The organism is Aeromonas sp. Marseille-Q5825, assembly GCF_946892685.1.
Taxonomy (GTDB): domain Bacteria; phylum Pseudomonadota; class Gammaproteobacteria; order Enterobacterales; family Aeromonadaceae; genus Aeromonas; species Aeromonas rivipollensis.
Genome location: NZ_CAMPOU010000006.1, coordinates 625,001 through 644,898, shown reverse-complemented (window position 1 = coordinate 644,898; position 19,898 = coordinate 625,001). Strand labels below are relative to the sequence as shown.

Annotated in this window: 22 protein-coding genes and 1 pseudogene (1 of these 23 cut by a window edge); 15 read left to right on the top strand and 8 right to left on the bottom strand. The window is 63.2% G+C overall.

Annotated elements, in window-relative coordinates:
• Positions 1–15: 15 nt before the first annotated feature.
• A pseudogene (locus OC537_RS20690) lies at positions 16–147 on the bottom strand (PTS ascorbate transporter subunit IIC); the annotation flags it as partial.
• A gap of 21 nt (positions 148–168) precedes the next feature.
• Between OC537_RS20690 and OC537_RS18035 the strand changes: the two are divergent.
• From OC537_RS18035 to OC537_RS18020, 4 genes are all read left to right on the top strand, one after another.
• The gene (locus OC537_RS18035) at positions 169–300 is read left to right on the top strand and encodes a substrate-binding domain-containing protein (protein ID WP_234690290.1); all 132 of its coding nucleotides are present in this window, start codon (positions 169–171) and stop codon (positions 298–300) included.
• Between the two features lie 59 nt (positions 301–359).
• The gene (locus tag OC537_RS18030) at positions 360–1,340 is read left to right on the top strand and encodes an MDR family oxidoreductase (RefSeq protein ID WP_262113248.1); all 981 of its coding nucleotides are present in this window, start codon (positions 360–362) and stop codon (positions 1,338–1,340) included.
• A 72-nt stretch (positions 1,341–1,412) separates the two neighbouring features.
• Entirely contained in the window at positions 1,413–1,535 is a 123-nt protein-coding gene (locus OC537_RS18025; protein ID WP_080675028.1) for a hypothetical protein, read from the top strand.
• A gap of 178 nt (positions 1,536–1,713) precedes the next feature.
• Positions 1,714–2,058 carry a DUF2799 domain-containing protein gene (locus tag OC537_RS18020; protein ID WP_408837775.1) on the top strand — a complete coding sequence of 115 codons (345 nt, stop codon included), beginning with the start codon at positions 1,714–1,716 and terminating at the stop codon, positions 2,056–2,058.
• 48 nt (positions 2,059–2,106) lie between these two features.
• Here the strand turns inward: OC537_RS18020 and OC537_RS18015 are convergent, their stop codons facing one another.
• Both OC537_RS18015 and OC537_RS18010 read right to left on the bottom strand, forming a co-directional pair.
• Positions 2,107–2,277, bottom strand: a complete 171-nt coding sequence (locus tag OC537_RS18015; protein WP_005331100.1) for a hypothetical protein — start codon at positions 2,275–2,277, stop codon at positions 2,107–2,109.
• A 75-nt stretch (positions 2,278–2,352) separates the two neighbouring features.
• Complete coding sequence (locus OC537_RS18010) at positions 2,353–2,787, bottom strand: flagellar basal body-associated protein FliL (RefSeq protein WP_139745890.1); 435 nt, start codon at positions 2,785–2,787, stop codon at positions 2,353–2,355.
• Positions 2,788–2,932: 145 nt separating this feature from the next.
• Between OC537_RS18010 and OC537_RS18005 the strand changes: the two genes are divergently transcribed.
• On the top strand, positions 2,933–3,484 hold the full coding sequence (locus OC537_RS18005) for a chorismate--pyruvate lyase family protein (RefSeq protein ID WP_168236070.1): 552 nt from the start codon (positions 2,933–2,935) through the stop codon (positions 3,482–3,484).
• Positions 3,481–4,344 carry a 4-hydroxybenzoate octaprenyltransferase gene (gene ubiA, locus OC537_RS18000; RefSeq protein WP_111913513.1) on the top strand — a complete coding sequence of 288 codons (864 nt, stop codon included), beginning with the start codon at positions 3,481–3,483 and terminating at the stop codon, positions 4,342–4,344. Before OC537_RS18005 ends, ubiA begins: the two co-directional genes overlap by 4 nt.
• Before the next feature lie 62 nt (positions 4,345–4,406).
• Here the strand turns inward: ubiA and plsB are convergent, their stop codons facing one another.
• Positions 4,407–6,830 carry a glycerol-3-phosphate 1-O-acyltransferase PlsB gene (gene plsB, locus OC537_RS17995; protein ID WP_262113243.1) on the bottom strand — a complete coding sequence of 808 codons (2,424 nt, stop codon included), beginning with the start codon at positions 6,828–6,830 and terminating at the stop codon, positions 4,407–4,409.
• A gap of 204 nt (positions 6,831–7,034) precedes the next feature.
• Between plsB and lexA the strand changes: the two genes are divergently transcribed.
• The 4 genes from lexA to dinF all read left to right on the top strand — a co-directional run bounded on the left by lexA (position 7,035) and on the right by dinF (position 10,560).
• Positions 7,035–7,661 carry a transcriptional repressor LexA gene (gene lexA / locus OC537_RS17990; RefSeq protein ID WP_025325267.1) on the top strand — a complete coding sequence of 209 codons (627 nt, stop codon included), beginning with the start codon at positions 7,035–7,037 and terminating at the stop codon, positions 7,659–7,661.
• Between the two features lie 461 nt (positions 7,662–8,122).
• On the top strand, positions 8,123–8,332 hold the full coding sequence (locus OC537_RS17985; protein WP_234567867.1) for a hypothetical protein: 210 nt from the start codon (positions 8,123–8,125) through the stop codon (positions 8,330–8,332).
• Positions 8,333–8,546: 214 nt separating this feature from the next.
• Positions 8,547–9,173: an SCO family protein gene (locus tag OC537_RS17980; protein WP_139745887.1), complete on the top strand. Its 627-nt coding sequence runs from the start codon at positions 8,547–8,549 to the stop codon at positions 9,171–9,173.
• Positions 9,174–9,201: 28 nt separating this feature from the next.
• A complete protein-coding gene (dinF, locus tag OC537_RS17975) occupies positions 9,202–10,560 on the top strand; it encodes an MATE family efflux transporter DinF (RefSeq protein ID WP_262113352.1) in 1,359 nt (452 codons plus the stop codon).
• Between the two features lie 50 nt (positions 10,561–10,610).
• Here the strand turns inward: dinF and trmL are convergent, their stop codons facing one another.
• From trmL to OC537_RS17960, 3 genes are all read right to left on the bottom strand, one after another.
• On the bottom strand, positions 10,611–11,075 hold the full coding sequence (trmL, locus tag OC537_RS17970) for a tRNA (uridine(34)/cytosine(34)/5-carboxymethylaminomethyluridine(34)-2'-O)-methyltransferase TrmL (RefSeq protein WP_005331110.1): 465 nt from the start codon (positions 11,073–11,075) through the stop codon (positions 10,611–10,613).
• Positions 11,076–11,156: 81 nt separating this feature from the next.
• The gene (locus tag OC537_RS17965) at positions 11,157–12,512 is read right to left on the bottom strand and encodes an ATP-binding protein (protein ID WP_139745862.1); all 1,356 of its coding nucleotides are present in this window, start codon (positions 12,510–12,512) and stop codon (positions 11,157–11,159) included.
• Entirely contained in the window at positions 12,509–13,201 is a 693-nt protein-coding gene (locus tag OC537_RS17960; RefSeq protein WP_262113232.1) for a response regulator, read from the bottom strand. Before OC537_RS17960 ends, OC537_RS17965 begins: the two co-directional genes overlap by 4 nt.
• Before the next feature lie 85 nt (positions 13,202–13,286).
• On the opposite strand from OC537_RS17960, the gene OC537_RS17955 reads away from it, so the two are divergent.
• The 4 genes from OC537_RS17955 (at position 13,287) to OC537_RS17940 (ending at position 16,732) form a co-directional block, all read left to right on the top strand.
• On the top strand, positions 13,287–14,198 hold the full coding sequence (locus tag OC537_RS17955; protein WP_111913694.1) for a cation diffusion facilitator family transporter: 912 nt from the start codon (positions 13,287–13,289) through the stop codon (positions 14,196–14,198).
• An 8-nt stretch (positions 14,199–14,206) separates the two neighbouring features.
• On the top strand, positions 14,207–14,986 hold the full coding sequence (gene cysE, locus OC537_RS17950) for a serine O-acetyltransferase (RefSeq protein WP_025325275.1): 780 nt from the start codon (positions 14,207–14,209) through the stop codon (positions 14,984–14,986).
• Positions 14,987–15,007: 21 nt separating this feature from the next.
• Complete coding sequence (locus OC537_RS17945; protein ID WP_262113230.1) at positions 15,008–16,288, top strand: hypothetical protein; 1,281 nt, start codon at positions 15,008–15,010, stop codon at positions 16,286–16,288.
• 234 nt (positions 16,289–16,522) lie between these two features.
• Complete coding sequence (locus OC537_RS17940) at positions 16,523–16,732, top strand: cell division protein ZapB (protein ID WP_025325277.1); 210 nt, start codon at positions 16,523–16,525, stop codon at positions 16,730–16,732.
• A 72-nt stretch (positions 16,733–16,804) separates the two neighbouring features.
• On the opposite strand, the gene elbB is transcribed toward OC537_RS17940, so the two are convergent.
• Positions 16,805–17,455, bottom strand: a complete 651-nt coding sequence (gene elbB, locus OC537_RS17935; protein WP_234677278.1) for an isoprenoid biosynthesis glyoxalase ElbB — start codon at positions 17,453–17,455, stop codon at positions 16,805–16,807.
• A 400-nt stretch (positions 17,456–17,855) separates the two neighbouring features.
• Here elbB and polA point away from each other — a divergent pair, with 400 nt between their 5' ends.
• Positions 17,856–19,898, top strand: partial view of a DNA polymerase I gene (polA, locus tag OC537_RS17930; protein ID WP_262113227.1) — the 5' portion only. 714 nt of this gene lie beyond the right edge of the window; the window shows 2,043 of its 2,757 coding nt (coding positions 1–2,043); it begins with the start codon at positions 17,856–17,858; its stop codon lies off the right edge, out of view.

Genomic DNA, 19,898 nt, shown 5'->3' with positions numbered 1-19,898 from the left:
CTGGACGCAGTGGCATCAGCGCACTATCAGGCCCAGCAGTACGCCCACCACGCCGAAGTCGGCATCGCTGAAGGTGGTGTTGGCAAAGCCGAGATCCCCCAGCACCGGCAGCAGGAACACCGGCAGGAAGGTGATCAGCAGGCCATCGCCGGATTCGATGATTCGGATGTGGTACAGGCCTGTTATCCTGCCCTGACGTCGGTACAGATCCCCTATCGCAAGATGGGCGACATGGCCGCGGAGATGATCCTGCGTAAACTGGTTGGCGAGGTACTGCAAGACAGTACCCAGACCATCTAATTTGAATTGCACAAGCGCCAGAGCACCTGATGCCGGCGCCCCAACCCCGAGAGGAAAGCATGTTCAAGGCTCTGTTACTGGATAACCAAGATGGCAAGACCAAGGCGACCCTGACCCAGCTGGCCGAGAGCCAGCTGCCGGCGGGGGAGGTGCGGGTGGCGGTGAGCTACAGCTCCCTCAACTACAAGGACGGGCTGGCCATCACCGGCAAGGGCAAGATAGTGCGTCAGTGGCCGCTGGTGCCTGGCATCGACTTCGTCGGCACAGTGCTGGAGTCGGCCGACAGTCGCTACCAGAGCGGTGACAAGGTGGTGCTGACTGGTTGGGGCGTGGGGGAAGGACACTGGGGCGGCATGGCCGAGCAGGCGCGGGTCAAGGCCGACTGGCTGGTGCCGCTGCCGGCCGGGCTGGATGAGCGGCAGGCCATGTGCATCGGCACTGCCGGCCTCACCGCCATGCTCTGCGTGCTGGCGCTGGAAGAGGCGGGCGTTACTCCTGCGAGCGGCGAGATCCTGGTGACGGGCGCCGCAGGCGGGGTGGGCTCCACCGCCGTGGCCCTGCTGGCTGCGCTGGGTTATCAGGTCGCGGCCCTGACCGGCCGTCCCGAGGAGCAGGGCTCCATGCTGACCGCATTGGGTGCCAGCCGCATAGTGCCGCGCAGCGAACTGCTGGAGCCGGCCAAGGCGCTGGAGAAACAGCTGTGGGCCGGTGCCATCGACACAGTCGGTAGTCAGGTGTTGGCCAAGCTGCTGGCCCAGATGAATTACGGCGGCGCCGTGGCGGCCTGCGGGCTGGCGGGCGGCTTCGATCTGCCCACCAGCGTCATGCCTTTCATACTGCGCAACGTGCGCTTGCAGGGGGTCGACTCTGTGATGTGCCCGCTGGCGCGTCGTCAACTGGCCTGGCAGCGACTGGCGCGGGATCTGCCCGCCAGCTTCTTCGCCCAGGCGGTGACCGAGATCGGGCTGGAGCAGGTGGTGGAGGCCGCCGAGGCCATCACCCAGGGTCGGGTGGCGGGTCGCACCCTGATCAGGCTCTGACCGGGTCCACTGGCGAGCCCCATTTTTCTGGATAGACTTTGAAGGCCGGTGCACTATCCAAGGAGAATGAGCATGGGTACGCAGACGCCGGATTTCGAGCTCGACGATGAGTGGGAGCCGGAATCCTGGGAAGACGAGCTGGAGGAGCTGGACGACGAGGGCTGGCAGGACTATGACCCTCTCGACGATCAGTGATTCCCTGTAACGCGTGCGGGCGGGCCTGGTGGCCCGCCCGATTTTTTGCGCGTTCGGCAGCATGCCCCTTGGTGGCCGGGCGAGGCTCTGGTTAGAATGAACTGCTCAAATGGCGCTGTGGGAAGAGGGATGCCCGTCAGGCCAGAGACGCCATAAACCACTCAAACAACGCCCAAGGATGATTATGCGCTCACTCGTCATCATGCTCTGTGCCACCCTGATCGGGGGCTGTGTCTCCAACTCGGACGATCCCTGCGAAAAGGTGTGGAGCGATGTGGGGGAAGGAGACGGCAAGCTGGGTTTCGCCGCCGATCGGGTGGAATTCCATCAGACCCAGTGCGGGACCAAGGTGGATGTCGCCATGTGGGAGCAGGGTCGCCAGAAGGGATTGGCCTGGTATTGCCGCCCGGAGCACCTCTATCTGGCCGGGCGATCGGGGGAGGAGTACCGTGGCGTCTGCCCCAATGACGTCCAGGCCCGCAAACTGTTTGCGCAGGGGCGTCAGGGCTGGACCGATCAATAGGGCGCCCCCTTCTTCTTCAGAGCCTCGAGCGACGAGCCGTGGGGGAACTCATTCCCCTTTCTCCTTCAGCCGCAGCGGCTGGCACAGGTACTCTTTGTCATTGGCGCTGCGGGCACACTTGCCGCACACGAACTTGGGTTTGCGCAATATCTTGCGCAGTGTCTTGAGATCGGCGGGGATCTCGTGACGGCGCCATTCACACAGCGTCTTGTGGCCCATGACGATGACTTCCTCGACAGTGAATGGGAGCGGTAGGGAGAGCGGGCCGCCGGTCGGCCCCCTGCTCGCGGTTCATTACTGATAAAGATACTTGGTGAAGATGAGCTCGCGTACCGCCTTCTTGCCGGTCTCTTTGACCAGCAGTTCGTTGACCTTGGCCTCGCACTCCTTGCGCAGCTCTTCCCGACTCACCAGCGACTTGATCTGGGCGCCCGTCTTGCTGCCAATCAAGCGGATGATGGCGTCGCGGATCAGGGGGTCGTGCTGTTCCAGCAACTTGAGATCGGCGGCGTTTTCGGCCATCAGCTCCACCGTCACCCGCACATAGCCCAGGGTTTTGCCATCGCCGAGGTAGTTGGTGATGATGTCCGGATCCAGCGCATGATAGGCGAATCCCGGCTGGACGGCGGCGGAGGCCGGATCGGCGGCCGCTTCCTCGTTAGCGAAGGCGTGGGTATTCAACAGGGTACAACCCAGGGATAACACCAGCAGAATTCTGAAGATCTTCATCTAGATGGCTCGGCAGCGACGGATGCCCCATTTTTGATGCTGCCATCGGGGCCGTCAAGCACGGATGTTCTTACAATTCGCCATTGATTTACGGATAATAAACGGGATTTTAACCTGACAACGGAAATCTCCGGATGGTGAAGCTGTGAAGTCCGAGTTGACTGTTCCCCTCATCCAGCTCGTCCCCTGGCGGGCACCCGCAGAGTGTGAGCCCCCCGAGGCCCTGCGCCCCTGGTTGTTGGAGGCCGACTCCATGACCCGGCGCCTGCGGCGCCACAATAGTCACCTCTCGGTGCAACTGCTCGGCAATCGCAGCGTGTCGCTGGGGGTGGACGAGCAGGCGCTGGTGGCCGTTGCGGATCCCGTGGGGATCTGCCGCGAGGTCATACTGCACGGTGACGCCGGACCTGCCATTCTGGGCTGGACCCTGTTTGCCGAGGCGGCGCTGCAAGGGAGCGGTCTGCAGGATCTGGGGGAGCAACCACTGGGGGAGCGCATCTTCGGTGATGCACCGGCACGGCGCGATCACCTGCAACTGGCCTGCTTCGAGATCGCGAGCAATCCCTGGTGCCAGGCGGCCACCGTCTGGGGGCGCCGCTCCCGTCTCTATCTGGGGCAGTGGCCCTTGCTGGTCCACGAACTCTTCCTGCCCTCGCTATCGTCTCATTCGCTGCCATCGCATAAGGAGCTGGAGTGAAGCTGTTAACCAAGGAGCGGGGACTGGCCTATGTGCAGTTGGCCCGCATCGACAAGCCCATCGGCACCCTCTTGCTGCTGTGGCCGACCCTGTGGGCGCTCTGTCTCGCGGCCGGCGGCCTGCCGGATCCCTGGATCCTGACCGTGTTCGTGGTGGGGGTCTTCCTGATGCGCTCGGCGGGCTGTGTCATCAATGACTATGCGGATCGCAACTTCGACGGCCACGTGAAACGCACCGCCGGGCGACCGCTGCCCATGGGCCGGGTCGATGCGCGGGAGGTGCTGATCCTGTTTGCCGTGCTGGCGCTCATCTCGTTCGCCCTGGTGCTGACCCTGAACCCGCTCACCATAGGCCTGTCGTTCGCCGGCCTGCTGCTGGCGGTCTGCTACCCCTTCATGAAGCGCTTCATTCCTATCCCGCAACTGGTGCTCGGGATGGCGTTCTCCTGGTCCATTCCCATGGCCTATGCGGCCCAGGCCAACGCCCTGCCGCCCGTCGCCTGGTTGCTGTTTCTCGCCAACCTGCTGTGGACCATAGCCTATGACACCCAGTACGCCATGGTGGACAGGGACGATGACCTCAAGCTCGGGCTCAAGTCGAGCGCCATCCTGTTTGGCCGTCACGACAAGCGGATCATCGGCGTGTTGCAACTGGCAACCCTGCTCATCCTGTTGCTGGTGGGTCAGCTGATGGCGCTGGGATCCGGCTATTACTGGGGTCTGCTGGGGGCGGCGGCCCTGTTCGTCTATCAGCAGCGGCTGATCCGGGAGCGCCAGCGGGAGGCCTGCTTCCAGGCCTTCCTCAACAACAACTATGTGGGGGCCCTGGTGCTGCTCGGGGTGATCGCTCACTACCTGTGAGAAACGTATATCTATGAAAAAGGCCGCATGATGCGGCCTTTTTGTTGGCTGTAAGACGAGGATCAGAGCCGGTTGCCCGCCTGTATGGTACGGCGGATCTTGTTGCTCAGCAGCGGCACTATGTTGTCGGCCAGGGCCTGGAAGCGGCCGAGATCCGGCTTGCAGCCCGGATCCAGATAGCCTTCGCTGCGCAGGGTGTGGATCAGAGTGCTGAACAGCTTGGGATCGAAGAACTCGGGGGCGTTGATGCCGTGCAGGGTGCCGAGGCGCTCCGCCATCATCAGGCCGTCCGCCTCCAGCTGCTCCGCCTCTATGTGGGGCTGGGCCAGCATGCGGGTCAGCACTATGGCGTAGCGTTGCAGTGTCTCCTGAATGCTCTCGGCCAGGAGCAGCAGGCGCATCTGGTTGCCCGGATTGACCCAGTAGCCGCCATCGCGCGCCTCTATCAGCTGCTGGCGTTGCAGCTCGGCCAGCAGGGCATCCACCAGCTCCGGCAGCTCCTCCTCTTCGTAGCGCAGGAACAGCTCTGTCTTGAGCAGCGGGTAGATGTCGACGCAGCGGGCGACTATCTCGCCGCGGGAGATCCCCTCGCAGCGCTCGATCAAGGCCGCCACCAGGGAGGGCAGGGCGAACAGGTGCAATATGTTGTTGCGGTAGTAGGTCAGCAGGATCGCCTGATAGCGGTCCAGGCTGATGATCTGCCCCAGCTTGTCCTCGCTCACCTCGAACTTGTTGAGCTCCATCGCCTGATCCAGCAGTGTCCTGGCATCCTCGTCCGGGATTGTGCTCTGGGGGCTGTAGGGCACCTGCTTGAGCAGGTCCAGATAGGTGTTGATCTGGGCCTGCAGCTCGTCGCGGGTCAGGGCATGGCGCTCGGCGGCCAGCAACGCCAGGGCGCTCAGGGTCAGGCCGTTGACGGCGGCGGCATCGTTGATCCGGGTCATCAAGAGCTCGGCCAGCTGATTGACGGTGGAGGCCATCCACTCCGGGCGCTCCTCGCGGCCAATGCTCTCCTTCCAGTGCGGCACCTGCTCGCCGAGGTAGCTGTTGAGGGTCAGCGGCTCGCCGAAGTTGACGAAGCCACGGCCATAGTTGCGCAGCTTGCGCAGTATGCCGAGCACCTGCAGGAAGCTCTCTTTCTCCTTGCGGCTGCCCTTGAGCTCGTTGTGGTAGGTGTTGACCTCCATCACGTGCTCGTAGCCCAGATAGACGGGCACCAGGGTTACCGGCCTGTCCAGCCCGCGCATCATGGCCTGCAGCGTCATCGCCAGCATGCCGGTCTTGGGGGGCAGCAGGCGGCCGGTGCGGGAACGTCCGCCCTCGGTGAAGAACTCCACCGAGTAGCCCTTGGCAAACAGCAGGTTCAGATATTCACGGAACACAGTGCTGTAGAGCGGGTTGCCCTTGAAGGTGCGGCGGATGAAGAAGGCGCCGCCGTGGCGGAAGATGGGGCCCGCCGGCCAGAAGTTGAGGTTGATGCCGGCCGCTATGTGGGGCGGCACCATGCCCTGGTGATAGATGACGTAGGAGAGCAGCAGGTAGTCCATGTGGCTGCGATGGCAGGGGACGTAGACAATTTCGTGCCCTTCCTGGGCGAGCTGGCGCACCTGCTCGGCACCATTGACCGAGAGGCCGCGGTAGAGCTTGTTCCAGAGCCAGCCGAGGAAAGTCTCACCGAGGCGGATCAGCCGGAAGGAGAAGTTGGAGGCGATCTCGTCCATGTAGCCATGGGCGCGCTTCTGCGCCTTCTCCAGGCTGATGCCCTCGCGTCTGGCCTCTTCTTCGATGGCCTGCTGGATCACGCTCGAATCCAGCAACTGCTTGAACAGCAGGTTGCGGTTCGGCAGCTTGGGACCGGTGGCCGCCAGCTGCTGGCGGCTGAAGTGGGTACGGGCCACCCGTGCCAGCTTGTGGGCTATGGCCTCGTCGGTACCGTGCTTGTCTGCCATGTAGCGCAATGAGAGCGGCGGGGAGAAGCGCACCAGGTTTTCGCGCCCCTTGAGGATCACGATCAGCGCCTTCTTGAGCCGGTTCGGGGCCAGGCTGCTGATGATGTTCCAGCCGGAGGCTTCCTCACCTTCCCGGCCGGGGGCACGGCCCCAGAACAGGGTGACGGGCACCACCTGGATATCCAGCTCGGGATCCTGCTTGTGCAGGTCCAGCAGCTGGTGGAACTCCTGCAGGAAGGGCAGCGGCTTGCTGCGCGTGCCAAACAGGGGAGGCGGACGATCCAGACAGACGTAGCGCGGCAGCAGCTGGCCACCCAGCTCCAGCGGCGTGAAGGGGCCGGGCAGGCCGAGATCCTCGCAGCACTGTTGCAGGGTCATCAGGTCGGTGATCGAGCTGGTTTTCAGGGCATAGACTATGGGTCTGGCCGGATCCAGCTTGAGCTCCGTGATGGGATTTTCCGGCAGGCTCTTGTGATTGACCAAGCCACTGACCGGCCATTGCAGGATGGCTCTGGAAATGTTCTGTCCAAGGGACATGTGCGTCTGCTCTCCAAAAAAATGCGGCGTGAGCATAGCAAATCACCGACAGCTTGTCGCCGAGAGGTAGGATGAGTGCCTTTTCAGGATAGAAGGTGCGGGATTTTTGCGACAAGGCGGGGACAAATATCAGCAACGCCTTGCCTTGGCCACAGCACTGTATATACTGCCAGTGTGCTGTATAAAAAGACAGGTGCCAATGCTATGAAACCCCTTACCCCCCGCCAGGCTGAAGTGCTGGAGCTTATCAAGGCGAACATGAGCGAGACCGGCATGCCACCGACTCGCGCCGAGATCGCCCAGAAGCTTGGCTTCAAGTCGGCCAATGCGGCCGAGGAACATCTGAAGGCCCTGGCCAAGAAAGGGGTCATCGAGATCATGCCCGGCACCTCCCGCGGCATCCGCCTGCTGCTCGAGGAGGAGGAGGCCGCGCCAGAAGAGAACGGCCTGCCGCTCATCGGCAAGGTCGCGGCCGGTGAGCCCATCCTGGCCCAGGAGCACATCGAGAGTCACTATCAGGTGGATCCCGCCCTGTTCCACCCGCGGGCCGACTTCCTGTTGCGGGTGCAGGGCATGAGCATGAAGAACATCGGCATCATGGATGGGGATCTGCTGGCGGTGCACAAGACCCAGGAGGTGCGCAACGGCCAGGTGGTGGTGGCGCGTCTCGATGAAGACGTCACCGTCAAGCGCTTCCAGCGCAAGGGCAGCCAGGTGTGGTTGCTGCCGGAAAACGAAGATCTCTCCCCCATCGAGGTGGATCTCTCCAGCCAGCATCTGACCATCGAAGGGCTGGCAGTCGGGGTTATTCGCAACGCCGACTGGATGTAAGCCTCGAACATGCCAAGGGGCCTCCTGCGGGAGGCCCCTTCGTTTGTGCCGTTTTCCCCGCTCTTCTTTCCTCCCCGATCCCCGCCATTGCCGCCGCCCAGATCCACCGCAAACAGTACCGCCACGCATCATGCATTTCGGATATATCCTTTGAGAAGGCCCGCAGTGTCATGGCCGGATAACCGCCATGACCTTGAGTGTGCCGCCAGGTCAGCATGGATCGCAGGGATGCATCACAGCTGAGGCGGTGCGGGACAGGGAGAGTCGTCAGGCAGCAGGACGACTCAATACAGTCAGTACGCGACAGTGCCTGGTCTGCCATCCCGATGGCAGTCACACTGGTCGGCGTGGCCTGTTGAGCAAGGAGGACAGGTATGGCTTCAAGCTCGCCGTGGGATCCGGGTCCGGCCGCAACCGCAACCCCCGCATCCTCCATCACCCGATTCATCAAGGGCAGTCGGATGACTTGGTTTTATGCGCTCTGGGTGTATCACAAGGGCGACGGCTGGACCATCTGGCTGGGGTGCCCCAAGGACAAGATTGTCCGCCTGGTTCGTCTGTTCCGCCGCCACCACGACATAGGTTTGCCAGATGCCCCCTGGACGGCCCCGGTCATTCCGCTGCGCGCCACTATCCGGCGCCCCCAGGGGCAGCGCAGATTGCGACCCTGAGCCAGTCCCCCGAACAGTGTGTGAGCCCCACCCGGTGTGGGGCTTTTCTTTATCCCCGCCATTGCCCGGAGATAGCGGCCGTTTCCTCCCTACGGGGCCCTTTCCTGCCCAGGATCCGGACTCAGGACTAGGCAGAAACGGGGCCGGGCGGGTTACAATAGCCCTTCATTGGCCCCGCCATCCGGCTGGTTGAACTAGCAAGGCTCTGTTTTATATGGTTAAACCACGTTTTTCCCTGCTGTTGTTGCTCTTCGTCGGCAGCATAATGGCGGCTTATTACTGGAGCCAACCCTCTCTGCCTGCGCAGGCGGATTATTATCCGGTAGGGCGTGATATCAACCCCTTCACCCTCACGGATGGGGATGGGAAGCCCTTCACCGCCGCCAATCTGGCGGGGCACTGGACCTTCCTGTTCATCGGCTACACCTATTGTCCCGACGTCTGCCCGACCGCCCTGGCGGATCTGCGCTCCATCTACCCGGAGTTGAAGAAGATCGAACCCAGCAGCCAGGTGGTCTTCGTCTCGGCGGATCCCCAGCGGGATGACAGCGCCCGTCTCAAGAGCTATACCGCCTTCTTCCATCCGGAGTTCAAGGCGGCGACCGGCCCCCACCGCGCCCTCTTCCCCCTAGTGCGCAACCTTGGCCTCGTCTATTCCATCGTGGAGAGCGAGCGCAAGGATTACCTCATAGACCACTCGGCCTCGATCGTGCTGATCAATCCCGAGGGCAAGCTGGTGGCCATGTTCCGCCCCAAGGTGGCCCCGGGTGAAGTAGCTCATGTGGATATGCAGACCATGGTCTCCGATTTCGCACGCATAGTGCGGCTGGCCGACGAGTGAGCCGCCGGCGTCGTTCGTGCTGAGCTTGATGCCGTCCTGGCTGAGGGATCCTCGCCGCCACAGTGCCGTGTTTGCCCTGGCCCTGCCCATGGTGTTCTCCAACGTCACCACCCCCTTGCTCGGCCTGGTGGATACCTGGGTGATCGGTCATCTCGGTCAGGCCTGGTTCCTCGGGGGTGTCTCGGTCGGGGCGACCCTCATCAACCTCCTCTTCTGGCTGCTCGGCTTCCTGCGCATGTCCACCACTGGCCTGACCGCCCAGGCCCATGGCGCCGCCAGCGCCGAGGGACAGCTGGACACCCTGGCGCGGGCGCTCGGCCTCGCCGTCGGGCTGGGGCTGGCCCTGCTGTTGCTGGTGCTGCCTTTCTTGCCTGCCATCATAGGGCTCAGCGGGGGATCCCCCGAGGTGCAGGGCTATGCCGGAGACTATGTCTCGGTGCGGATCTGGAGCGCCCCGGCGGCCCTGTGCAACCTGGTCATCATGGGCTGGCTGCTGGGCATGCAGGATGCGCGCAGCCCCATGCTGCTGCTGATCCTGAGCAACCTGGTCAACATGGTGCTGGATGCCTGGTTCGTGCTGGGGCTGGGCTGGCAGGTCAGGGGGGTGGCTGCCGCCTCCCTGCTGGCGGACTACAGCTCGCTCGGGGTGGGGCTCTGGCTGGTGAGCCGTCGCCTGCGCCACCTGTCGGCCGAGGTGTGGCAGGGGGCCTGGTCGCGCTGGTGGCAATGGCCCGCGGTGCGGCGGCTGCTCGGGCTGAACAGGGACATCTTCATCCGCTCCCTCTGCCTGCAGCTCTGTTTCGCCTTCATGACCCTGCAGGGTGCCAGGCTGGGGGATGTGGCGGTGGCCGCCAATGCGGTGCTGCTCAACTTCCTGATGCTGATCTCCTACGGGCTGGATGGCTTCGCCTATGCGGTGGAAGCCATGGTGGGGCGCGCCATAGGACGGCGGGACAGGCAGGGGCTGCGGGAGGCCATAGTCCTCAACCTGGGCTGGGCCTTGCTGATCGCGCTCGCCTTCGCCCTGGGGTTTGCCCTGGGGGGGCGGCAGCTCATCGCCCATATCACCGACCTTCCTGCGGTGATCGCCGAGGCAAACCGCCAACTGCCCTGGCTCATCGTCATGCCCTTGCTGGCGGTCTGGTGCTTCCTGCTGGATGGGGTCTTCATCGGGGCCACCCGGGCCCGGGAGATGCGCAACAGCATGCTGGTGGCGGTGTTTGCCGGCTTCTTCCCCGTCTGGTGGCTGTGCCAGGGGTGGGGCGTGGCGGCCTTGTGGGCCGCCATGGCGGCGCTGATGACGGGGCGGGGACTGACCCTGGGCTGGCTATGCTGGCAACTGGAGCGCGACGGCCGCCTGCTGGGTCAAGACCGGGAACCCGCCTGACGGGGTCTCATGGTCGGCGCTGCCTCTGAGGGGCACAGCGCCGACCTAGGCTAGAGGGATCCCTCATAGCCAAACTGGCGCCAGCTCTCGTAGACGAAGACCGCGACCGCATTGGCCAGATTCATGCTGCGACTCTGGGGCAGCATGGGAATGCGCAGCCGCTGCTCGAACGGCAGGCTCTCGATGATCTCCGCCGGCAATCCTCGGCTCTCAGGCCCGAACAGCAGGGTATCCCCGGGGGCAAACTGCGCCGCCGAATGAGCGGTGCGCCCCTTGGTGGTGCAGGCGAACACCCGCTTGGGGGCCACGGCCGCGAGGAAGGCCTCATAGCTCGGCCAGCGCTTCACCTCGGCAAACTCGTGATAGTCGAGTCCGGCCCGCTTCACCCGCTTGTCATCCCAGGCGAAACCCAGGGGCTCTATCAGGTGCAGCCGGTAGCCGGTGTTGGCGCAGAGGCGGATGATGTTGCCGGTGTTGGGCGGGATTTCCGGTTGATAGAGCACTATGTCGAGCATGGCGGGATCCTGATGCGGGGCTGGGGTGGTGCGAAACGGGCGCCAGCATACCCAGCGCCCGTGCCGATGAAAAGGGGTGGCTCACACCATGGGCAGGCGTATGGTGATGACGAGCCCGGTCGGGTGATTGCTGCTGGCCTTGATGGTGCCGCCATGGCGCTGGATCGCCTCGGCGGCGATGGCGAGACCGAGGCCGGTGCCGCCTGTCTTGGCGTTGCGGGCATCATCGACCCGGAAGAAGGGCAGGAACAGCATGGGCTGCTGCTCCACCGGCACGCCGGGGCCGTCATCCCTTATGGTCATTACCCACTCCCGTCCCTCCTGATACCAATCCACCTTGATGAACTCGCGGGCATATTTGAGCGCATTGCGCAGCGGGTTCTCCAGGGCCCTCGCCAGCAGCTCGGGCCACATCCGCAGCGACTCTGTCGGCAGCGGCGGCAGCCTGAGCTGCTTGCCATTCTGATTGGCCTCGAACATGGCGTCGTCCAGTATGGGCTCCAGCAGATCCGCCAGCGGCAGCTCCACCGGGGCTTCCACGTGCTGCTGGACCCGGGACAGATCCAGCAGATCCCCGATCAGTTTGTCGAGCCGGGCGATTTCGCTCTCGATCCGCGCCAGCTCCGAGCTGTCCCCCTGCTTGCGGCGGATCAAGGCCTGCGCCAGCTGAATGCGGGTGAGGGGGCTGCGCAGCTCGTGGGAGATGTCGGACAGCAACTGTTTCTGCTTCTGGATCATGCGCTTGAGGGTGTCCACCATGTGGCTGACATGATCCGCCAGCTGACCTATCTCGTCCCGCCGCCCCAGGTTGGGGATCCGCGTCTCCAGCTTGCCCTGCGCCAGCTGGGAGACCGACTGCTGCAACTGCAGTATGGGGCGGGTCAGCCGCCAGGCCAGCAGCAGACAGAGGGGGGTGCTGACCAGCATGGCGATGCCCAGGATCTGGATGGGGTGATCCAGGATCTGGATAAACAGGAACAGATAGGAGTTTTCGACGTTGAGCCCGAAGTAGACGTGATAGCTCTGGCCGTGGTGCTGCATCTGGAAGGGGCCGGCGATGGCCCGCTGGTGTTCGCTGCCCAGCATGGGCTTGGCCGGGTTGTCGGCGTCGAGCATGAAGCGGATGACGAACTTGCTCAGCCGGGTGGTGGATTGCATCTGGCCCTTGGCGTCACGCAGGTAGACGTTGTCCACCGGCAACAGCCCGGCCGCCGTGATGGCCTGTTGCAGATCGAAATCCTGGTTCGGGTCGGCACCGGCCTGCAGCGCCCGCAGGTTGTTGTTCATCCTGGCCATCTCGTGCTCGGGCAGGGGTATGGTGTTGCGGGGATCCAGGGTGGGCAGTGTCACCACGGCGGCCAGCACGAGCAGCAGCATGAACCAGAACCAGAGGAAGATCTGGGTGGAGAGGCCATTGAAGGTGCGGGCCGTTTTCATGCCTGCTCCAGCCAGAGATAGCCTCGGCCACGCACTGTCTTGAAGCGGGGCTGGCCATCGCTGCGCTCAGGCAGCTTCTTGCGCAGGTTGCTCAGGTGCATGTCGATGGCCCGATCGAAGGGCTCGAGCTTCTTGCCAAGCACCTGTTCGGACAACTGATTCTTGCTGACGATCTGGCCCGGGCTGCGCAGCAGGCACTCCAGCAGGCCGAACTCGGTGGCGGTGAGCTCCAGCAGCTGATCGTCGCAGCGGGCCTGTTGCAGGCCGGGTTGCAGCACCAGGTCCATGAAGCGCAGCTCGTCGGATGCGCCGCGCTGGGGGGAGGGATTCTGGGTGCGGCGCAAGATGGCGCGCACCCGCGCCAGCAGCTCTCTGTCGTCGAAGGGCTTGGCCAGATAGTCATCGGCCCCCGCTTCGAGCCCGTTGACCCTGTCCTGGCTGTCGCCCCGGGCTGTCAGCATAAGCACAGGGGTGTCGTGGGTCTTGCGCAGCCTGGTCAGCATGGCGAACCCGTTGAGTCTGGGCATCATGACGTCCAGCAACACCAGATCGAATGCCTGCTCTGCCAGCCGCAGCAGCCCCTCCTCCCCATCCTCGGCGACGGTGACGTCAAACCCTTCCAGGGTCAGGATTTCGGTGAGCAGCTGGGTCAGTTCGAGATCGTCGTCGACCAGGAGTATTTTGTTCATTCGGGTCACTCCGTTGATTTTGCACGCCAAACTGACGTTCGGGTCAGGGTATAATAAGTTTTTACGCGTCAGAGGAAAGCCGGTTTTGAGCCACCAACACTATTCCCGCTGGGTCACCCTCGCCAGCACGGCGGCGGTCGTCACCGCCACCCTGCTGATCCTGGGCAAGCTGATCGCCTGGCTGATGACGGACTCTTCCAGCCTGCTGGCGTCCCTCACCGACTCCTTCATGGATGTGAGCGCCTCCATCATTAACCTGCTGGCCATCCGCTACGCGCTGGCGCCGGCCGATGAGGAGCACCGCTTCGGCCACGGCAAGGCGGAGTCCCTGGCGGGTCTGATCCAGTCGGCCTTCATCTCTGGCTCTGCCCTGCTGTTGATGATGCACGGTATCTCGTCGATGCTGAACCAGGTTCCCGTGGTGCGGCTCGAGGCCGGGATCTGGGTCAGTGCCGGCTCCATCCTGCTGACCCTGCTGCTGGTCAGCTTCCAGAGCCTTGTCATTCGCAAGACCAACAGCGTGGCCATCAAGGCCGACATGCTGCACTACCGCTCTGACTTGCTGCTCAATGCCGGTGTGCTGGTGGCACTGGTGCTGGCGGGGCAGGGGTGGTACTGGGCCGATGGCCTGTTCGCCATCCTGATCGGTCTGTTCCTGGTGTGGGGGGCCGTCCAGATCGGCTACGAATCGGTACAGGCCCTGCTCGATCGTCAGTTGCCAGAGGAAGAACAAGCGAGAATAATGGCGCTCTGCTGTGCCGTAGAGGGGGTGCATGGCGTACATGATCTGCGTACCCGTCAATCCGGGCCGACCCGCTTCGTGCAGTTGCATCTGGAGCTTGACGATCAACTGCCCCTGGTCAAGGCCCATCAGATAGCCGACGAGGCTGAACTGGCGGTCCGCCAGTCCTTTGAGCGGATGGAGGTGATCATTCACATGGACCCCATCTCGGTGCTGACAAAAGAACAACAAGGCACTCACCCTGAACAACAGTAGGCTGCAACATGGATGATCTGGTTGCCCAGACGTGGCAAAAAATTCAGCAGGAAGCGCAGAGCATGGCGGCCCAGGAGCCCATGCTGGCCAGCTTCTTTCACTCCACCATTCTCAATCACAGTGATCTGCGCTCGGCGTTGAGCTTCCAGCTCGCCAACAAGCTCGACAGCACCACAATGCCGGCCATCGCCCTGCGCGAGGTGATCGAGCTGGCCCTGCGCAGCGAACCCGAGTTGCTGGCCGCTGTGGCCGCCGACATCTGCGCGGTACAGGATCGTGACCCCGCCGTCGACCTCTTCTCGACGCCGCTGCTTTACCTCAAGGGATTCCATGCCCTCCAGGGCTACCGGGTCGCCAACTGGCTGTGGCGCCAGGGGCGTCGCTCGCTGGCGCTCTACCTGCAAAACCAGATCTCAGTAGTGTTCGGGGTCGACGTGCACCCGGCCGCGCGGATCGGCAAGGGCATCATGTTTGACCACGCCACCGGCATAGTGGTCGGTGAAACCGCGGTGATCGAGAACGATGTCTCCATCCTGCAGAGCGTGACTCTGGGGGGCACCGGCAAGGAGAGTGGCGACCGTCATCCCAAGATCCGCGAAGGGGTGATGATAGGGGCGGGCGCCAAGGTGCTCGGCAACATAGAGGTGGGGGTCGGCGCCAAGATAGGGGCCGGCAGCGTGGTGATCAATCCGGTGCCACCCCACACCACGGTCGCCGGCGTGCCCGCCAAGATAGTGGGCCGACCCGAGTGCGACAAGCCCTCCCTGGACATGGATCAGTGTCTCTGATCCCCTGACCGAGGCCGTTGTATGGTCAAGCGCTGGTCAGGCTATCTGATCCTGGGGATGTGGCTGCTCAACCTGCTGCACCTCTATCTGGGATTCTCCCCCTGGCCGGCTGCCGTCGCGGCCTGGGCCGCCTCCTTGCTCACCTGGCCCTGGCTGGTGGGTGCCGCCCGTCGTCAGGCGCTGGCGCTCTATGGGGCGGCACTGCTGTTGCTGATCTTCTCCTGGTGGCGCGGTGCCAGCCTCAGTCCCGGGGACTGGCTGCTGCCCAACATCAACATGCTCACCATGTTTGCCGCCGTCAGCACCCTCAACCTCGCCACTTCGGGTCTGCTGACAGGCGCCGCCTCCTGGTCCGGGCGCAAGGGGCTGTGGAGCACCATGGCCAGCCTCAATCTGCTCGGTGCCGTCATCAACCTATCTGTGCTCTTCATCATCGGCGATCGGCTGGAGCGCAATGGTACCCTTGAGCGGCGCCAGGTCATGGTGCTGAGCCGGATCTTCTGCGCCGCGGCCTTCTGGTCTCCCTTCTTCGTCGCCATGGCGGTGGCGCTCACTTATGCCCCCGGCCTGCAGCTGGCCAGCATACTGCCGTTTGGCATCCTCGCCGCCCTGCTGGCCATGGGACTGACGGCCTGGCAGGTGGAGCGGCTCGGGGTGGCGGACTTCGAAGGCTATCCCCTGAGGTTGCAGACCCTGGGGCTGCCGGTGACCCTGGCGCTGCTGGTGCTGCTGATCCACAGGCTCTGGCCCGGGCTCAGCATTCTGGCGGTGATCGCGCTGGTGGCCCCCTTGCTGGCGCTGCTCTTCATGCCAGGCCAGGGACGCGGGGCGGCCCTCAAGCGGCAGGTGGTGGAACGCTTCCCCGCCCTCGGCGGCCAGCTGGTGTTGTTCCTGGGGGCAGGTCTGCTGGCCGCCGGCATCAACAGCGCCCTCTCCGTCATCGACTTAGGTGCAGGTCACGGTCTGCCGCTGTTCAACCACTTCGGCTGGATCGAGGCATCCCTCACCCTGCTGCTTATCTTCCTGGTCGCCATCATAGGCGTGCACCCCCTCATCAGCATCTCGGGGGTGGCTCCCTTGTTGTGGCCGCTGTCACCGGATCCCAGCCTGCTCGGCATGTGCTTCCTGCTGGGGTGGGGGCTGGCCACCGGCACCAGCCCGTTGTCCGGTTCCAACCTGGCGCTGGCCTCCCGCTACAACCTGAGCGCCGGGCTGCTGCTGCGCTGGAACCTGCTCTACGGGCTGCTGATGTACGGGGTGGCCTGTCTGCTGATGGGGGGCTTCATCGCCCTGCACGGCTGACATTGGCGGCGGGAGAGGGGCCGATTCGCAGGGGGCCATGACGCCGCGGCGAGCGTCCCGGATCGCGGTTCCTGCCCCCTGCGAGAAAAACCGACGCATATTTAAGCAATACAGGTACGGAGGGCGCATTTTGCAACGCGCTGGCTTGTTTGTGCCGAGCGCATCAGGGTATGCTGGCTTCACGCGCTTGATCGCCCCCTGTGGGGCATCGCAATTGAACATACAGGTATGCATATGTCACTAGAAGTCCTTGAGCAACTCGAATCCAAAGTACAATCCGCCGTCGACAACATCTCCCTGCTGAAAATGGAGCTGGACGAGCTGAAAGAGCAGAACAACAAGCTGCAAGACGAGAACCATCAGCTGCGCAACGAGCATGTTGCCTGGCAAGAACGTCTGCGCGCCCTGCTGGGCAAGATGGACCAGATGGGCGATGCCATCTGATCCCGTCTTGACTGACTGGAATGAAAGCGGGCCGCTCTTTGAGCGGCCCGCTTGTTTTGGCAGGGGTAGGGATCACAGGGCCAGCAGCTGCTTGACCGTCTTCTCTATACCGTCGGCGGCCTCGAGGATGTTCTGGGCCAGCATGTAGGCCGGGGTCGAGATGACCTTGCGTTCCTGATCCACCACGAACTCGCTGACCGGGCAGTTGAGATGGCTGCCCCCCATGGCCTCGATGGCATTGGCGGCGCCCTCGTCATGGCCTATGGTGGCCAGGGTGCCAGCGCCATAGATGAGAGGTATCATGGCCGGTGCTATGCAGATATAGGCCGCCGGTTTGCGGGCTTTGGCAAAGCTCTGGCACGCCTTCAGCACATCGGGCTGGATCTGGCAGTTGGCGCCCTGGACGGCGAAGTCGCACAGATTCTTGGCGGCGCCAAAGCCGCCGGGCACCAGCAGGGCATCGAAGTCGGCCGCATCCAGCTCGGCCACATTCTTGATCTGGCCACGGCAGATACGGGCTGCCTCGACCAGGACGTTGCGGCTCTCCCCCTCGCTCACCTCGCCGGTCAGGTGGTTGATGACGTGCAATTGAGGCACGTCGGGCGCGAAGCACTGGGTGGTGGCGCCCTGACGGGCCAGTGCCAGCAGGCTGATGACGGCTTCATGGATCTCGGCGCCATCAAACACGCCACAGCCACTCAAGATCACGGCCACTTTTTTCATGGCAGACTCCTCGTTGTTGAAAATGTGAGCCAGGGTAGATTGTTGTACTTTTGTATGGTTATCGTTCGGCCTCCACTGGTCAAGTCATCTTGCTGTGCTAGGATTGTTTCGTTTTGGATCCTGCCTCGTTGACCCCCTTGAATTTTTTTCCACATTGATCGAGATCATGATGAAGGCCTCATGGTTTGTTTTTACGATCTCAATGTGCTGTTTTATATGCTCTTTTTGTTTTTAATCCACAGCTTTGCCACCATGGTGCAGCCATGAGTCCATTTTTGAGCACAGAGTTATCCACAGGTCGGGGGCCGCTTAATGGTACGAATGGGAGGGGGCCAGCCCCTTGGTGTGCCGCGGGCCCTGTGGCATCCTAGCGACTGTTTATTCCTGGCAGGACGATTTCATGGCCCCTAGCAATCCCCTTATCTTGGTCGACGGCTCTTCATATCTTTACCGCGCCTTCTTCGCCTCCCAGCAAGCCGATCTGCGCACATCGACCGGTTTGCCAAGCGGCGCCGTCCGGGTGATGGCCAACATGATGCGCAGCCTGCGCAAGCAATACCCCGACAGCCATGTGGCCGTGGTGTTCGACGCCAAGGGCAAGACCTTCCGTGACGACATCTACCCCGAGTACAAGGCGACCCGCGCCAGCATGCCGGACGATCTGCGCAGCCAGGTTGCCCCCATTCACCAGATGATCAAGGCGATGGGCTTCCCCTTCCTGATGGTCGAAGGGGTCGAGGCCGACGATGTGATCGGCACGCTCGCCCGCCAGGCGACCGAGAAGCAACTGCCCGTGCTCATCAGCACAGGTGACAAGGACATGGCGCAGCTGGTCTCCGACCATGTCACCCTGATCGACACCATGAAGGATGTGAAGACCGATCGGGAAGGGGTGATCGAGAAGTTCGGCGTGCCCCCCGAGCTCATCATCGACTACCTGGCCCTGATGGGGGACAAGGTGGACAACATTCCCGGCATGTCAGGGGTGGGCGAGAAGACGGCCCAGGCGCTGTTGCAGGGGATAGGCAGCATCGATCAGATCGCCGCCAACCTGGACAAGGTCGCCGCCCTCGGCTTTCGTGGCTCCAAGGCGTTTGCCGACAAGTTCCGCGAGCAGGAAGAGCAGGTTCGCCTCTCCTACCAGCTGGCAACCATCAAGACCGACGTGGCGCTGGAGCAGAGTCTCGAAGAGCTGGAGCTGGGCCCGATCGACAAGGAGTCCCTGCTGGCGGTCTACCGTGAGTACGAGCTGCGCAACCTGATCAAGGAGCTGGAGTCCGGTGGTGAAGAGGGCGCCGGGCAGGAAGAAGTCGCTGATGATGCCGCTGCTCCCGTTATCGCCATCGAAACCGATTACAGCTGCATCCTGGAGGAGGCCGAGTTCGACGACTGGCTGGCACAGTTGCAGGCGGCGCCAGTGTTTGCCTTCGACACCGAGACCACCAGTCTCGACTACATGGAGGCGCGAGTGGTCGGCGTGTCGTTCGCCATCGAGCCGGGCAAGGCGGCCTATGTTCCCTTCGGCCACGACTATCTGGGGGCGCCGACCCAGCTGACCGAACAGCAGGTGCTGGGCAAGCTCAAGCCGCTGCTGGAAGATCCTGCTCGTCCAAAGATTGGTCAGAACCTCAAGTACGATCGCAACGTGCTGCAGAACCACGGCATCGATCTGCAGGGCATCGCCTTCGACACCATGCTCGAATCCTATGTGCTCAACTCCACCGCCAGCCGCCACGACATGGACTCCCTGGCCGGGAAGTATCTGGGCGTCGACACCATCTCGTTCGAAGAGATCGCCGGCAAGGGGGCCAAGCAGCTCACCTTCAACCAGATCGAACTGGAGCAGGCCGCACCCTATGCGGCGGAAGATGCCGACATCACCCTGCGCCTGCACCAGACGCTGTGGGGCGAACTGAGCAAACAGCCCGAGCTTGCCAAGGTATTCACCGAGATCGAACTGCCCCTGCTGCCGGTGCTGGCCAGGATGGAGCTGATGGGTACCACCATAGATCCCAAGTTGCTGCACCAGCAGAGCCAGGAGATCGAAGTACGTCTGGCAGAGCTGGAGCGGCAGGCGCACGAGCTGGCCGGGCAGGAGTTCAACCTCTCCTCGCCCAAGCAGCTCGGCGAGATACTGTTCGTCAAGCTGGGGCTGCCCGTCCTCAAGAAGACCCCCAAGGGCGCCCCGTCCACCGCCGAAGAGGTGCTGGCGGAATTGGCGGAGACCTATGATCTGCCGCGCCTGCTGATGGAGCACCGCGGTCTCGCCAAGCTCAAGTCCACCTATACCGACAAGCTGCCGCTGATGATCAAGCCCCAGACCGGGCGGGTGCACACCTCCTATCATCAGGCGGTGGCGGCGACCGGCCGGCTCTCCTCCACCGATCCCAACCTGCAGAACATCCCTGTGCGCAACGAGCAGGGGCGCCGGATCCGGCAGGCC